The sequence below is a fragment of the Roseitalea porphyridii genome, from assembly GCF_004331955.1.
Lineage (GTDB): Bacteria > Pseudomonadota > Alphaproteobacteria > Rhizobiales > Rhizobiaceae > Roseitalea > Roseitalea porphyridii.
This window is the reverse complement of sequence record NZ_CP036532.1, coordinates 2,572,826-2,585,960: the sequence shown is the minus strand read 5'-3', so window position 1 is coordinate 2,585,960 and position 13,135 is coordinate 2,572,826. Positions and strand designations below refer to the sequence as shown.

At 64.6% G+C, this 13,135-nt stretch carries 13 protein-coding genes and 1 pseudogene; 4 read left to right on the top strand and 10 right to left on the bottom strand.

Annotated elements, in window-relative coordinates; genetic code table 11:
* The first annotated feature begins 254 nt into the window (after window positions 1-254).
* Complete coding sequence (locus E0E05_RS12625; RefSeq protein WP_131617035.1) at window positions 255-554, top strand: GIY-YIG nuclease family protein; 300 nt, start codon at window positions 255-257, stop codon at window positions 552-554.
* Window positions 555-778: 224 nt separating this feature from the next.
* Here E0E05_RS12625 and E0E05_RS12620 read toward each other — a convergent pair whose 3' ends face one another.
* From E0E05_RS12620 to E0E05_RS12595, 6 genes and pseudogenes are all read right to left on the bottom strand, one after another.
* Window positions 779-1,738: a methyltetrahydrofolate cobalamin methyltransferase gene (locus E0E05_RS12620; protein ID WP_131617034.1), complete on the bottom strand. Its 960-nt coding sequence runs from the start codon at window positions 1,736-1,738 to the stop codon at window positions 779-781.
* Window positions 1,739-1,766: 28 nt separating this feature from the next.
* The gene (locus E0E05_RS12615) at window positions 1,767-2,648 is read right to left on the bottom strand and encodes a methylenetetrahydrofolate reductase (RefSeq protein WP_131617033.1); all 882 of its coding nucleotides are present in this window, start codon (window positions 2,646-2,648) and stop codon (window positions 1,767-1,769) included.
* Between the two features lie 34 nt (window positions 2,649-2,682).
* Window positions 2,683-2,993, bottom strand: a pseudogene (locus tag E0E05_RS12610) (virulence factor).
* A gap of 95 nt (window positions 2,994-3,088) precedes the next feature.
* Entirely contained in the window at window positions 3,089-3,853 is a 765-nt protein-coding gene (locus tag E0E05_RS12605) for a formyl transferase (RefSeq protein ID WP_131617032.1), read from the bottom strand.
* Entirely contained in the window at window positions 3,853-4,521 is a 669-nt protein-coding gene (locus E0E05_RS12600) for an exopolysaccharide biosynthesis protein (RefSeq protein ID WP_244597719.1), read from the bottom strand. The genes E0E05_RS12605 and E0E05_RS12600 overlap by 1 nt, the downstream gene beginning before the upstream one ends.
* Before the next feature lie 65 nt (window positions 4,522-4,586).
* Entirely contained in the window at window positions 4,587-5,168 is a 582-nt protein-coding gene (locus E0E05_RS12595; RefSeq protein ID WP_244597718.1) for a DUF1638 domain-containing protein, read from the bottom strand.
* A 161-nt stretch (window positions 5,169-5,329) separates the two neighbouring features.
* Here E0E05_RS12595 and E0E05_RS12590 point away from each other — a divergent pair, with 161 nt between their 5' ends.
* Window positions 5,330-6,469, top strand: coding sequence for a glycosyltransferase (locus E0E05_RS12590; protein ID WP_210215711.1), 1,140 nt, complete (start codon window positions 5,330-5,332; stop codon window positions 6,467-6,469).
* Between the two features lie 2 nt (window positions 6,470-6,471).
* On the opposite strand, the gene alaE is transcribed toward E0E05_RS12590, so the two are convergent.
* Entirely contained in the window at window positions 6,472-6,933 is a 462-nt protein-coding gene (gene alaE, locus E0E05_RS12585; RefSeq protein ID WP_131617030.1) for an L-alanine exporter AlaE, read from the bottom strand.
* Between the two features lie 19 nt (window positions 6,934-6,952).
* Window positions 6,953-7,654: a corrinoid protein gene (locus tag E0E05_RS12580; protein ID WP_131617029.1), complete on the bottom strand. Its 702-nt coding sequence runs from the start codon at window positions 7,652-7,654 to the stop codon at window positions 6,953-6,955.
* A gap of 322 nt (window positions 7,655-7,976) precedes the next feature.
* On the opposite strand from E0E05_RS12580, the gene E0E05_RS12575 reads away from it, so the two are divergent.
* Window positions 7,977-9,572, top strand: coding sequence for a trimethylamine methyltransferase family protein (locus E0E05_RS12575; RefSeq protein ID WP_131617028.1), 1,596 nt, complete (start codon window positions 7,977-7,979; stop codon window positions 9,570-9,572).
* 363 nt (window positions 9,573-9,935) lie between these two features.
* The gene (locus E0E05_RS12570; protein WP_244597717.1) at window positions 9,936-10,811 is read left to right on the top strand and encodes a DNA adenine methylase; all 876 of its coding nucleotides are present in this window, start codon (window positions 9,936-9,938) and stop codon (window positions 10,809-10,811) included.
* Here the strand turns inward: E0E05_RS12570 and E0E05_RS12565 are convergent.
* Together E0E05_RS12565 and E0E05_RS12560 are read right to left on the bottom strand one after the other, a co-directional pair.
* The gene (locus E0E05_RS12565) at window positions 10,808-11,782 is read right to left on the bottom strand and encodes a hypothetical protein (protein WP_131617027.1); all 975 of its coding nucleotides are present in this window, start codon (window positions 11,780-11,782) and stop codon (window positions 10,808-10,810) included. The genes E0E05_RS12570 and E0E05_RS12565 overlap by 4 nt on opposite strands.
* Entirely contained in the window at window positions 11,782-12,918 is a 1,137-nt protein-coding gene (locus tag E0E05_RS12560) for a ParB N-terminal domain-containing protein (RefSeq protein WP_131617026.1), read from the bottom strand. Before E0E05_RS12560 ends, E0E05_RS12565 begins: the two co-directional genes overlap by 1 nt.
* Between the last annotated feature and the right edge of the window lie 217 nt (window positions 12,919-13,135).

The following is a 13,135-nucleotide window of genomic DNA, read 5'->3' as shown; positions in this document are numbered from 1 at the left end:
GGATGAGGGTGCGGGCCAGCCACCGATTCATCTCCCTCGCTCCTCAAGGCACGGTCCGCCCGCACCTGAGGATGGGGGTGGGTCCAGGCTCGCTGCGCTCGCACCTCAGGATGAGGGTGCGCGCGCGCACCCGCCGCTCCGTGCGACATGGCAGATTCCGACCGCAAACGAGGCGGGATTGACCGCTGTCGGTCTTTCCCCTCATCCTGAGGTGCGAGCGCAGCGAGCCTCGAAGGGCGAGGGGAAAGACGAGCATGCAAGCGACGGTCTACATCGTCCGCTGCTCGGACGGTTCCTACTACACCGGCCTCACCAGGCAGCCAATTGAGGCTCGTGTATGGGAACATAACAACCTTCCAGATGTTGGAAGCTATACGGCCAAGCGAAGACCCGTCACGCTCGTCTTCACCGAAACCTACGACCGTCTGCTGGATGGGATCGCGCGGGAAAAGCAGATCAAGGGCTGGTCGCGGCGCAAGAAGGAGGCGCTGATCGGTTTGCATTACGAAGACCTTCCCCAATTGTCGCGGCGCGGGCATCTGACCTCGGACTGACTGCCGCCGCCCCCTCGTCCTTCGAGGCTCGCTACGCTCGCACCTCAGGATGAGGGTGCGGGCCAGCCGCCGATTCACTTCCCTCGCCCGCGAGGCATGGTGTTGCTACGTCGATCTTTGTTCCTCAAGATGGCGTGCCGGTGAAACAGCGATCTCGTTTCCCTCATCCTGAGGTGCGAGTGGCGTTAGCCACGAGCCTCGAAGGACGAGGGAAATCCGGGGCGCTATCCCCGTGCCCGCGCGGCGCGGCCGCCTCTGCGGCGGCCGCCCGAGGATGCGGCGGGGGGCGCCGGGGCCGCGCCGGCATTGGCGTTGGCGGCGGCGGGTGCGTGATCGCGATAGGTCATGATCCAGTTGGTGCAGTCGGCATCGTTCCCGGCCAGCACGTTGGCGGCGCGCACCATCTCCATTTCCTGCGGCCGGCAGGGGTTCATGATCGCGCTCGTCATGCCCGAGGCGATGACCATCGGGATGAAGGCGGCGTTGATGCCGTGCCGGTGCGGCAGGCCGAAGGAGACATTGGACAGACCGCAGGTCGTGTTGACGCCCAGTTCCTCGCGCAGGCGGCGCAGGAGGCGGAACACCTGCTGGCCGGCGGTGCCCATCGCGCCGATCGGCATGACCAGCGGATCGACCACGATGTCGTGCGCGGGAATGCCGTAATCGGCGGCGCGCTCGACGATCTTCTTGGCCACCGCGAAGCGCACGTCCGGGTCCTCGGAAATGCCGGTCTCGTCGTTGGAGATGGCGACGACCGGCACGTCATACTTCTTGATCAGCGGCAGGATCGCTTCGAGCTTCTCCTCCTCGCCGGTCACCGAATTGACCAGCGGGCGGCCCTTGGCGACCTTCAACCCGGCCTCGATCGCCGGTGTCACCGAGGAGTCGATCGACAGCGGCACGTCGACCAGGTCCTGGACCATCTCCAGCGTCTTGACCAGAAGCGGCGGCTCGGTCTCGTTGGGATTGACCGCGGTCACGCCCGCATTGACGTCGAGCATGGTTGCGCCGGCGGCGACCTGTTCGAGCGCGTCCTTCTTGACGGTCTCGAAATTGCCCTCGACCATCTCGGCGGCCAGCTTCTTGCGGCCCGTCGGGTTGATGCGTTCGCCGATCACGCAGAAGGGCTGATCGAATCCGATAATGATTTCCTTGGTCGCCGAAGCGACGACGGTACGTGCCATGTCTCAAAATCCCGGTTCGCGCGCGGCTTTATTGCTGCGCGCCCTGTTCGGCATGCGGATATGTGGATGTCTTTATATCCCATGAACCGCGTTGGGCAAGCCATTCGGCCGCCTTTTTGATGCCGCCGAACGGGAAGACATGGATCTGGCGGACGTTGCCGGTCGGGTTGGCGCGCCAGGCGGCCTCGATCGGGCCGACGACGCCCTCGGGCGAATGGGAGGTGGCAAGCGTTGCGATCGAGCGGGTGTTGCGCTTGAAGAAGCTCAGCGAGTTGCCGACGCCGCACATGGCGGCGAACTTGATCAGCGTGGTCACCTTGGCCGGACCGGCGACACCCAGATGGACCGGCATGTCGATGCCCGCCGCGCGCAGCCCCTGCGCCCATGTGGCGAACTTGTCGCCGTCGAAGCCGAACTGGGTGACGATGCGCATGCGCGCGCCGGTGCGCTCGCCGAAATTCTTCTTCAGGCGCAGCGCTTCGAGCGCGACCTGCCCGGAGAAGTCGGGCGAGCCCTCCGGATGGCCGGCGATCCCGATGTCGGTGACGCCATACTTGTCGAAGAAGCCGGTCTCGAGCACTTCCATGGTCGAGGTGAACTCGCCGGCCGGCCGTTCCAGCCCGCCGCCGATGACGAGCACGTCGGTGACGCCGGCTTCGTCGGTCATCGCCCTGATGCGATCCTCGAGCGCGGCGCGCGTCGTCAGCCGGCGCGAAGCGAAATGGGGCACGGGGCGGTAGCCGAGATCATGCACGCGCGCGGCGGCGCGGACCAGAACCGGCGAAGAATCGGAGCCGACATCGGTGATGTAGACGCGGGTGCCGGCCGGAAACAGGCCGGGAAGATCGGCCGATTCCAGCGCCTGCTTGGGCGCGATCTCGATCGAGGCGGGGATGCGTGTGTCGTTCATGGCGTAGGTCCCGTTGTGCCGCCCCGCGCAATCGCTATGCGGCGTCGTCCTTGTCGAAGCCTTCGGACCGGATCAGGGCCTTCAGGCGCTCCTGAGTGTATTCGGCATCGAGGCGTTCGGCCGCCTTGTCCGCCTCTGCTTCCAGATCGTCGCCGACCGGTTCCGGATCGCCCTTGCGCCATTCGGCGAGATAGGCGTCGGTGTCTCTCGCCCCACGCGCATCGCGCACATGTCGATCGCCTCGGTGAAGCGCAGCGGCAGCTCGCGCTTGGCCGCCTGACGCCGCTTCTTGACGATCACCTGGGCTGGAATGTCGCGCCAGTAGACGATGATCCGGTCAGCCACGTTTGTTCCTTTCGTTTTCGACAATGTTTGAGTTGCGCCGTCTCGGCTTCTTCCGGGGCGACGCGCGCAAATCCAAAAGCGACAGCATGTCGCAGTCACCACACGCCGGTGCGCAGCCCGGTGGCGATCCAGCCCCAAAGGGTCGGATGGAAATATTGTTGCGAGGCCCCTTGCGGCTGCGGGTCCATCAGCCTGCCGGCCAGCGCCTCGGGCACGGCGGCCGCGCACAGTCCGGCGCACTGCGCGGTGATCGCATGATGATGGGTGAATATGGTGTCGCGCGGATCGCTTATACAGACCTTCTGGGCGATCACATTGCCGGTGTCGACGCCGGTGTCGACGAAATGGACGGTGCCGCCGTAAAGGTCGGGTTCGCCGCGCGCCATCGCCCAGTAGCCGCCGTTGACGCCGCGGTAGTAGGGGGTGATGCCGGCGTGGAAGTTGATCGCCGGGCAGGGCAGCGCCTCGAGTGTCGCCGCCGAGAGCATGCGCGCGCCGACGACGAACAGAAGGTCCGGCTCGATCCGCTTCAGCGCCTCGATGAAGGCGGGGTGGTTGGCCGAGGGGACGTCGATGACCGTCACGTCCCGGGGCCATGTCATCGAGACGCCATGGGTCTTCTCGATCTCGGCGAAGCGGCGGTCGAGGAAGCGCTTTGACAGGCGCGAGCCGAACATGACCGGCAACTGACCTGCGACCTGAAGCCAGCCCAGACGGCGGGCGCGGCGCCTGAGAAATTCGCCCTTTCCCTCGGGCGGCTCGGCGATGACGGTCAGGCCCGGCCAGGCCTCGGCCAGCGCGTTGACGATGATCGCCGGCGCCGATCCCCCCGCGGTGAGCACGGCCAGACGCGGCGCCATCAATGGCCCATCCAGTGCAGGGCGAACGCGCCCGCCGTGAGGACCACGCCGAAGATGATCAGGATCGAAAGCAGGCCGGTGACCACGCCGATCCACAGCCAGACCCCGTCGCGTTCGGACAGGGCGAGCCCGCAGATGGCGCAGGCAAACGCCGGCAGCCAGTTGCCGAATGGCACCGGCAGGATCACGGCGACGCCGAGCACGAGCGCGTAGAGCCCGATCGCGCGTTCGGCGGTCCGGTGGTTGGCGAACGGCCAGTATCGCGGCCGGATCAGCGTCTCCAGCTTCTCGAGCAGCGGGATGACGCGGCGCGTCATCCTGGCAAAGCCCTTCTGGCTCATCGACCGGCGCAGGAAGAATTCGGGCAGCCAGACCGTGTCGCGGCCGGCCACCATCTGCAGCGCGACCAGCACGATCGGCACGCCCAGCACGACCGTCGAGCCGGGCGGGAACGGCAGCATGTTGATCACGCAGGTGAAGACCAGGAAGGTCGCGAACGACCGGTCGGCCAGCGCATTGCGGATGCAGCGCACCGTGACATCGCCCTTCTCGCGCGCGGCCAGTTCGCGCATCACCTGCGACAGCGAGCGGGGCGGGGCGGGCCGTGGATCGTCGACCGGCAGCGCGTCGGCCTCAGTGTGGCGCTGGTCGAACATCGGGCGGTTCATCGTTCCCTGGTGGTGACGAGCCTTTCCGTCACGGTTTGTCGTGCGCCGTTATGACACGGATTTGTTTACAGAGTTTTGTCCGTGCCGGCGGCGGCCGAACGCAGCGCCGCGGCGAGGTCGCCATGGCCGGTCAGCCGCCGCTCGAAGGCGAGGCCGAGGCGGCCGGCGGCGGCGCGTGCGTTCGCGGTGAGCACGGGATCGTCGGTCTGGGCGATGTACAGAAGCCGCGTATAGTGGCCGAAATAGGCATCGCGCAGCTCGGGATGCCGGTCGAGCCCGAGCGGACGGATCAGGAACGTCTCGAAGTGCCGGGCGAGGAAGTCGGTCATGAAGAAGGTGGTCAGGTACTCGTCGTCGCCGGCGGCGGCGAACGCCTCGTTGCCGATATAGAAGGAAAAGCAGTGCGGTCCGGCGATGCGCTCGACGCCATGGCGCTCGCAGACGCGGTCCAGCATGCCGCCCGTGCCGCAGTCGGCATAGCCGACCAGGATATGCTCGAACCCGTCGGCGCGGGCGCGTTCGATGGCCTTGTCGACGGCGGGCGCGATTCGTTCGGGATGGTGATGATAGTCGGCCGGCAGGCAGGTCAGCGAAACGTGATCGAGCCCGTTTGCGCGGCAAACGTCGAGGATTTCCCGGGCGATCATGCCGCATCCGATGACGCGGACGGGGGCGGGACCTGATTGGCGTTTACTTTTCGTCATGATCGGCCAGTCTAGAACATCGTTCGGGATCGGTCGCGGCGGTTTGCCTCGCGCCGCCGGGCGGTATAGGGAGCCGCCTCGACGTGCCAAGCGGGAAGGGTGCCTTGAAACACCAGACCATAGCTGCCCGGGCCGAACCGGTTACGGCCGCCGCGCTTGCGGCGCCGGCGCTGTCGATCGTGCTGCCGGCCTACAACGAGGCCGAGAACATTCCGGTCATCGTCGGCAAGATCGGCGAGGCAATGGGCGGCCGGCCGCACGAGATCATCGTGGTCGACGACGACAGCCCGGACGGAACCGCCGGCGTGACGCGCGCGGTCGCGCGCAAGCATCCGCACGTGCGCTGCATCCGCCGGGTCGGCCGGCGCGGCCTCTCGGGCGCGTGCGTCGAGGGCATGATGGCGGCGAACGCGCCGGTCGTGGTGATCATGGACGCCGACATGCAGCACGACGAGACGCGGCTGCCGGTGATGCTGGCCGAGATCGAGGCGGGGGCGGATCTGGTGATCGCATCGCGCTACGTCGAGGGCGTCAGGGCCGGTGGCGGCTTTCACAAGAAGACCCGCGCCAAGGGCAGCGAGCTGGCGACCTGGCTCGCCAACCGGATTACCGGCCGCTACACGACCGATCCGATGAGCGGCTTTTTCATGTTGCGGCGCGATGTTGCCGACAAGGTCGCCGGCGCGGTGTCGCGCGAAGGCTTCAAGATCCTGTTCGACATCGTCAGCCGCTACGGCGCGCAGCTCGACATACGCGAGGTGCCGTTCGAGTTCCGCGAGCGGGTCGCCGGCGAGAGCAAGCTCGGTTTCCTGGTGACGGTGCAATTTCTCGGGCTCCTTGTGTCGCGCTACACGGGCGGCCTGCTGCCGACGCAGTTCCTTCTGTTCGCACTGGTCGGCACGTCGGGTCTGGTCGTCCACATGGCCTCGCTCTACGGGCTGTCGGCGGCCGGGCTGAACTTCACCCTGTCGCAGACGATCGCCACCTACATCGCGATGACCACCAACTTCGCGTTCAACAACCAGGTCACCTTCGCCCACCGCAAGCTGGTCGGCCTGCGCTTCTGGCGCGGGCTGGTCACCTTCTACGCGATCTGCTCGATCGGCGCGCTGGGCAATCTGGCCGTCGCCGAGCGCATCTTCGAGCTTGGCACGCCGGTCTGGATCGCGGGCCTTGCCGGCGCGGTGATGAGCGCGCTGTTCAACTATGCGGTGACCAAGCTGGTCACCTGGCGCGACGGCTGAGATCAGCCGCCCAGCGACATCGGCTTCTGGCCCGGGCCGCTGATGCCGAACCAGCGGCGCACCAGATCGAGCCACAGGCCGTAGGGCCGGCCGAGCACCAGCATGTAGATCGCCGCGCCCAGCGCGCCGCGCCAGAGCTGGTCGCCGGTCGCCCCGCCCGCATAGATGATCGCGGTGTAGATCGGCACCTGGAAAGCAAGCAGCGCGAACATGTCGTGCAGCAGCGCGCTGGTGCTCCGGCCGGGGTCGGCGCGCGTCATGACCCAGTCGCGCCAGATGCCGTAGGGTCGCGCCGTCAGGACCATCAGCGGCGCGCCGATGATCCGCGCCCGCGCGACTTCCTCCCAGCTCATGCCGGCGATGAAGCGCTCGTTGACGATGCCCGCGATGGTGAAGAACACCACCAGCGCGGTGGTGTCCGCCATGAAGTCCCGTGACAGGACGGCCCGCAGGCGCGCGATCATCGGTTCGGCTCCGTGCGCCTCAGGCGTGCTCGACCTGGTTGTGGCGGCGCTTCATGAACAGCTTTGCGGTCTCGACGGCCACGGCCGCGTCGCGGCAATAGGCGTCCGCGCCGATCGCCTGGCCGAACTCCTCGTTGAGCGGGGCGCCGCCGACCAGGACGACGAAGTCGTCGCGGATGCCCTTTTCCTTCATCGTGTCGATGACGACCTTCATGTAGGGCATGGTGGTGGTCAGAAGCGCGCTCATGCCCAGAATGTCGGGCTGCTCCTTCTCGAGCGCCTCCAGATAGTTCTCGACCGGGTTGTTGATGCCCAGATCGACCACGTCGAAGCCGGCGCCCTCCATCATCATGCCGACGAGGTTCTTGCCGATGTCGTGGATGTCGCCCTTGACGGTGCCGATCACCATCTTGCCCAGCTTCGGCGCGCCGGTCTCGGCGAGCAGCGGGCGCAGGATGTTCATGCCCGCCTTCATCGCGTTGGCCGACAGGAGCACCTCGGGCACGAACAGGATGCCGTCGCGGAAATCCTCGCCGACGATGCGCATGCCCTCGACCAGCGCCTTGGTCAGAACGTCGTAGGGCGCCCAGCCGCGATCGAGCAGGATCTGCGTGGCCTCGACGATCTCCTCCTTGAGGCCGTCGTAAAGGTCGTCATGCATCTGCTGGACGAGTTCGTCGTCCGCCAGCTCCGACAGGATGATGTCTTCTTCGTCCGCCATGTGCGGTCTCCCAACCGGCTTGATTCAAAGGCCAATTCTATGCGCGAACAATGTGCGCCAAGTAAGATGGGTGCGACCTGCGCTGAATTGAATACGACAAAATCCGGCCGCGGCCCGCCCGGCGATCCGCAGATCACGCCATTGATCACATAACGACATCCTTATATCCTTATCCCGCCGCATGGCAAGACCCGCGTCGCGCTTGCGTGTCGCACCGGCGCAAGCCAAGGGCGTTGTCGGCAATGTGGGCCGGCCGGCGCCGCGCGACACTCGCCCCGACAGCGCGGAGTCCCCCGCGCCTTTCGCGCATGCGGAGACGACCATGGAACAGGATCTTTCGGCCGCCGGACAAAGGGCGGACGATGCGGGCGAGGAGACGGGCGGACGGCGCGGCCGGCGCGCCAGCGGAGGGGCCGCGGCCCGCCGGGCGGCGCGCTCGGGCACCGCGGCCGGCCCGCAGCTGACCTACATCACCCGCAAGATCCCGCTCTACGAGGTGCTCGGCGAGGAGGGCCTGGCGCTGATCGAGGCCAATGCCGAGCACATCCTGCAGGAGATCGGCATCGAGTTCCGCGAGGACGAGGAGGCGCTCGACCTGTGGGAAAAGGCGGGCGCGGACGTCAAGGGCGAGCGCGTGCGCTTTCCCAAGGGCCTGTGCCGGCAATTGCTCGAGACCGCGCCGTCGGTCTTCACCCAGCATGCGCGCAACCCGGCCAGATCGGTGCAGATCGGGGGCGACGCGACCGTGTTCGCGCCGGTCTACGGGCCGCCCTTCGTGCGCGGGCTCGACGGCGAGCGCCGCTATGCGACGATCGAGGATTTCCGCAACCTCGTCAAACTCGCCTACATGGCGCCGGCCATGCACCATTCGGGCGGCACGATCTGCGAGCCGGTCGACGTGCCGGTCAACAAGCGCCATCTGGACATGGTCTATTCGCACATCCGCTATTCCGACAAGCCGTTCATGGGCTCGGTCACCGCGCCCGAGCGGGCCGAGGATTCGGTCGCCATGGCCAGGCTCGTCTTCGGCGATCAGTTCGTCGACGAGAACTGCGTGCTGATCAACCTGATCAACGCCAACTCGCCGATGGTGTTCGACGGCACCATGCTCGGCGCGGCCAAGGTCTATGCGCGGGCCAACCAGGCCTGCATCATCTCGCCGTTCATCCTGTCCGGCGCGATGAGCCCGGTCACCGTCGCCGGCACGCTGGCGCAGATCCTCGCCGAGGTGATGGCCGGTGCCGCGTTCACCCAGCTCTGCCGGCCCGGCGCGCCGGTGCTGTTCGGCACCTTCGCCGCCTCGATCTCGATGCAGTCGGGCGCGCCCACCTTCGGAACGCCCGAGCCGTCGCTCGTCTCCTATGGCGCCGCGCAGCTCGCACGGCGCCTCGGCCTTCCGTTCCGCACCGGCGGGTCGCTGTGCGGGTCGAAGATGCCCGACGCGCAGGCCGCCCACGAGAGCGCCAACACGCTGAACATGACGCTGCTGGCGGGCACCAATTTCGCGCTGCATTCGGCCGGCTGGCTGGAGGGCGGGCTCGTCGCCTCGTTCGACAAGTTCATGATCGACTGCGACCAGCTCGCCATGATGCAGGCGATGAGCCAGGGGATCGACCTTTCCGAAAACGGCCAGGCGATGGACGCGATCGCCGAGGTCGGCCCGGGCAGCCATTATCTGGGCTGCACGCACACCCAGAAGAACTTCCAGACCGCCTTCTACCGGTCGACGGTTGCCGACAACAATTCGTTCGAGCAGTGGCTGGCCGAGGGCGGCAAACGCGTCGAGGAGCGGGCCAACCGGCTGTGCCGCGACTGGCTTGGCGCCTACGAGGCGCCGGCGCTGGACCCGGCCATCGACGAGGCGCTGCAGGTTTTCATGCTGCGCAGGAAGGATTCGATGCCCGACGCCTTCGGCTGAAACGAACCCGGCTCAGCCAGGGAGACAGGCGCACGGCGAAAGATGGGACGGATCATCCACGACGAGGTGTGGAAGATGGGGTGAGGGGGGGAAAGCGCCTCCCGGCCACGGCGACCTCCCCGGCGCCGTCATCCCTGTGCTCGTCACAGGGATCCATTCCAGCTGATCCGGCCAGCGCGCATGTAAGTCGCCGTGATGGCGTGCAGATTCAGTCGAGCGGCTGAGACTATACCAAAGGGCAGGTAGAAAGCCCGGTTTGGGCGGGAAGCCGACTTACGCGGTGGCGCGACAAGTCACAAGACCTGCCAGAAACGAGCATCGACCCGGTTGCGTCTCGCGCAAAAAAAAACGATTCTGGGATTAATGAGCGACGACAGCGTCATAGGCTTAGCTGATTATCCCCGGCGGCATATGCAGGCATCTGCCTCACCGTTCCGGTATCCGGGCGGAAAGGGGTTCCTGACGGGTTTGCTGGCTAATGAGACTGTAGCCAGGCTGACGGGGGATGAAAGGCGCTACGCCGAGCCGTTCTGCGGCGGAGCCGGCGCAGCGCTCAACTTGCTCAAAGACGGAACAGTTGCGCGTATCGCGTTGAACGACTTCGACATACGCATCTACTCGGCATGGACCGCGATCGTTCGTGAAACGGATCGTTTCATCGCCAGTATCCGGGAAACTCATCCAACGATCGCAACTTGGCGTCGCATGCGGCAACTGGTCGAAGAAGCGGGGCACGAGTACGACTTTGACCTAGGTTTCGCAGTCTACTTTCTCAACCGGACAAGTACGGCAGGTATTGTCCTTGGCTCCGGCCCCATCGGCGGGTTCGACCAGTCTGGCAAATGGAAGATCGATGTTCGGTACTATGCTGACAGCATGATCCGTCGAATTGCGTGGATTGGGGCTCACCGCGAGCAGATTGAGACAAGCTGTGAACCAGCAGATGCCTTTCTTCGTCGAGAGGTCTCACAGGGAAAGGCGGATGTCTCTTTCTATTTCGTTGATCCACCCTACATCGAGGCTGGTTCAAAGCTTTACCTCAATGCCATGGACATGCCGCAGCATCGCGCGCTTGCGCAGTTCCTGCGGTCGGGCGCCCTGCCTCATTGGGTCTTGACCTACGACGACGATCCATTCGTACGTACGCTTTACGAAGGTTGCGACATGCGACAGCTGGAGGTGAACTATAGCCTGCGACGCACCCGCAAAGCGCGCGAACTGATAATCCGCGCTGCCTAAAGCGCGAGTACAGCCGTTCGGTAATCATCAACCCATTGCCGGATTGAATCGACGTTTTCGATCTCGTCGAACACCCGGCCTTGTGCCGCAAGAGCTTCGGCCTCCGCGACTTTTGTGGGTAGGCTGAGCCTGTCGAAGACCGCACCATGGCGGATGTCAAGCGAGGCCGCTTTCGGGCCGTTGGTCCTGCGAAACGGGATGACTGTCGCCATCGTACGGTTCTCGGGCCAGGTTCGAACATAGCTTTGACGGAATGTGTCGATGAAGTCGCGGACAGACTTCCCCTCCCAATTCATGCCGCTCGCGAGTTGTCCGAGGATGATGCTTTCAGCGATCTGGCTCCCGTAGGGCCAGTCCGACCAGCCGATCACGTCGATCCCGCCGTCCTTATCGGCGGGCGGCGCGAGCCAAGTCGGGGTCTCATGGGGTTCGATGGTGCTTCCACGCTGCCAACCTCGCTTTAGAGCAGCAATAATCGGTTCGTTCACGAGGCGAGGCCATCCAAGGCTGATTGCACCTCTTCCGGCCTGTGCGGCAAGTACAAGGGTTCCCACGGTTTGGAATACCCTCTTGGTAAATCTTAGTTCCAAATGGCGAAGGTCTTTGTCCCATCCCCGGGTTCCGTGTACTCGAAGGAACGCGCAGATTAAGCAGGCCACATAGGTGTTCTGCGCTGGAGTGGTTGCAGTTTGATACTCGAGATTATCTCCCGTCGCATCGAGATCGAATGGATAGTGTGCGCCAAGGGCGTGCTTTCGGGCATTTACTTCGTTCTCTATCTCAACGGCGCGAGCATTCTCTTGGACTGCATCATCAACAATGTCTTCGTCCGGTTCTTCAGTTTGGAGCTTTTCGTCGTCGATAACGCCGAGGACGGAGGCCCGGCCGTATTGGTCGAGGAACGATTCCATCTCCAGATAATCCACTTGGGCGGTGGCAGGCGCCTTTGGCCCAGGGCCGTCATAGCGCATCAGTCGCGCTCGGGCGTCTCAATGGCCGCCACTAGAGCGCGTGCGGACGAGCGAACCTCCAAGGCCGTGTCGAGCACATCCTTGTGGGTTTCTGCGTCATAAGAACCCGTATCGGCAAGAGCCTCGCGCAATCCCACTCGCGCCGCATACACGCCTCTACGGAGGGCCTCTCCCTTGACTTCGGCGATCGCGTACGCCGCGTCTAGATTTCGATCGGTCTCGAGTGCGATTGTGGCCTTTGGGCTACCCAAAACATCGCGGACCCGTTTTAGGTCCTTTGCCTGCGTCTGGATGATTGGCTCTACGTCCTCCCTACGGTCGCCGAACAACCATCCCAGAAGTCGAGCAAGCTTGTCATGACGGTCGAGCGGAACTGGGTCCTTCGGAGGATCGCCCCGTTCGTCCTCCGTTACCAACTCAAGGAAGTCGACGAATTGCTGGTAGCTGAGGCCGGTGTAGAGATGAGAGAACGCGAACTTCTTTGACGTCCTGTCGTCGATCTCCCAAAGGCTATGCCTTCGGGCCTGCTCGAGCACTTCGACAGCGAGAACCATGCGACGAAGCGTGTTGTGCCTGTCGCCCATACGCTGCGCAATCTCACGCAGTGTCATGCCGTGCTTGCCTTTTTTCTTTTCGCGATTGAGCCAAGCGGCAGCGAACCTCGCCTTCGCATAGGCGTCCCAAGGCCGAGGGCCATTGATGTGCTTGAACCCGATGATGTCCTGTGCGTCCTCGCGCTCGGTGACGCGATGAACGCTAATCATTTCAAGAGACTCCCGGTCCGCAATGAAATCGGGAAGGGCGATGCGGGCGTCGGCAGCGATCGACGGATCGCGGAGAGCGAGGACTGCGGCGAGGCGCCGGTTGCCCTCAAGAACGACAAGAGCGCCGTCCTTATGCATGACTATCATCGGCTCGATACCGATGTATCCGTTCTGAGCGATCGACTGAAGTAACTCGCCGAGTTCCGCCTGCTGGACAAGGTTCCTAATCACATCTACTGGGTTTACGCCTTGGGGCTCTTTGCCGGGCACGAAGCGCGGGTTCTCTGGATCGAAGGCCAGCCAGTGCACAGGGACTTTGGTCGTCTTGCCGACGTCCAGACCGATATCCGCCAATTCCTGTTCAGTCGGCATTCCCGAACCCCTTTTTTCCCCACGTCTCGCATAAGCGATCATCCCGGTCCAGTCGGCCTCAATCTCGAGGGCGTCTCTGTAGACTGGCTTATCCAACAAAACGAACCGCCGGTATGGGCCGAAAGCGCCCACAACTTATCCCCCAGCCCCAATCCTCCTTTATCCTCCTTCCCATCCCTTTCGCGGGACCTCGGGTCGTTTGCCGATCATCCGGGGA

What these genes read in the sequence shown, in the direction of transcription:
- E0E05_RS12615 (WP_131617033.1), bottom strand. Translation starts at nt 2,648, where the DNA reads ATGAACGACACACGCATCCCCGCCTCGATCGAGATCGCGCCCAAGCAG.
- E0E05_RS12580 (WP_131617029.1), bottom strand. Translation starts at nt 7,654, where the DNA reads ATGGCGGACGAAGAAGACATCATCCTGTCGGAGCTGGCGGACGACGAA.
- alaE (WP_131617030.1), bottom strand. Translation starts at nt 6,933, where the DNA reads ATGATCGCGCGCCTGCGGGCCGTCCTGTCACGGGACTTCATGGCGGAC.
- E0E05_RS12575 (WP_131617028.1), top strand. Translation starts at nt 7,977, where the DNA reads ATGGAACAGGATCTTTCGGCCGCCGGACAAAGGGCGGACGATGCGGGC.
- E0E05_RS12620 (WP_131617034.1), bottom strand. Translation starts at nt 1,738, where the DNA reads ATGGCACGTACCGTCGTCGCTTCGGCGACCAAGGAAATCATTATCGGA.
- E0E05_RS12570 (WP_244597717.1), top strand. Translation starts at nt 9,936, where the DNA reads ATGAGCGACGACAGCGTCATAGGCTTAGCTGATTATCCCCGGCGGCAT.
- E0E05_RS12560 (WP_131617026.1), bottom strand. Translation starts at nt 12,918, where the DNA reads ATGCCGACTGAACAGGAATTGGCGGATATCGGTCTGGACGTCGGCAAG.
- E0E05_RS12605 (WP_131617032.1), bottom strand. Translation starts at nt 3,853, where the DNA reads ATGGCGCCGCGTCTGGCCGTGCTCACCGCGGGGGGATCGGCGCCGGCG.
- E0E05_RS12595 (WP_244597718.1), bottom strand. Translation starts at nt 5,168, where the DNA reads ATGATCGCCCGGGAAATCCTCGACGTTTGCCGCGCAAACGGGCTCGAT.
- E0E05_RS12565 (WP_131617027.1), bottom strand. Translation starts at nt 11,782, where the DNA reads ATGCGCTATGACGGCCCTGGGCCAAAGGCGCCTGCCACCGCCCAAGTG.
- E0E05_RS12625 (WP_131617035.1), top strand. Translation starts at nt 255, where the DNA reads ATGCAAGCGACGGTCTACATCGTCCGCTGCTCGGACGGTTCCTACTAC.
- E0E05_RS12600 (WP_244597719.1), bottom strand. Translation starts at nt 4,521, where the DNA reads ATGAACCGCCCGATGTTCGACCAGCGCCACACTGAGGCCGACGCGCTG.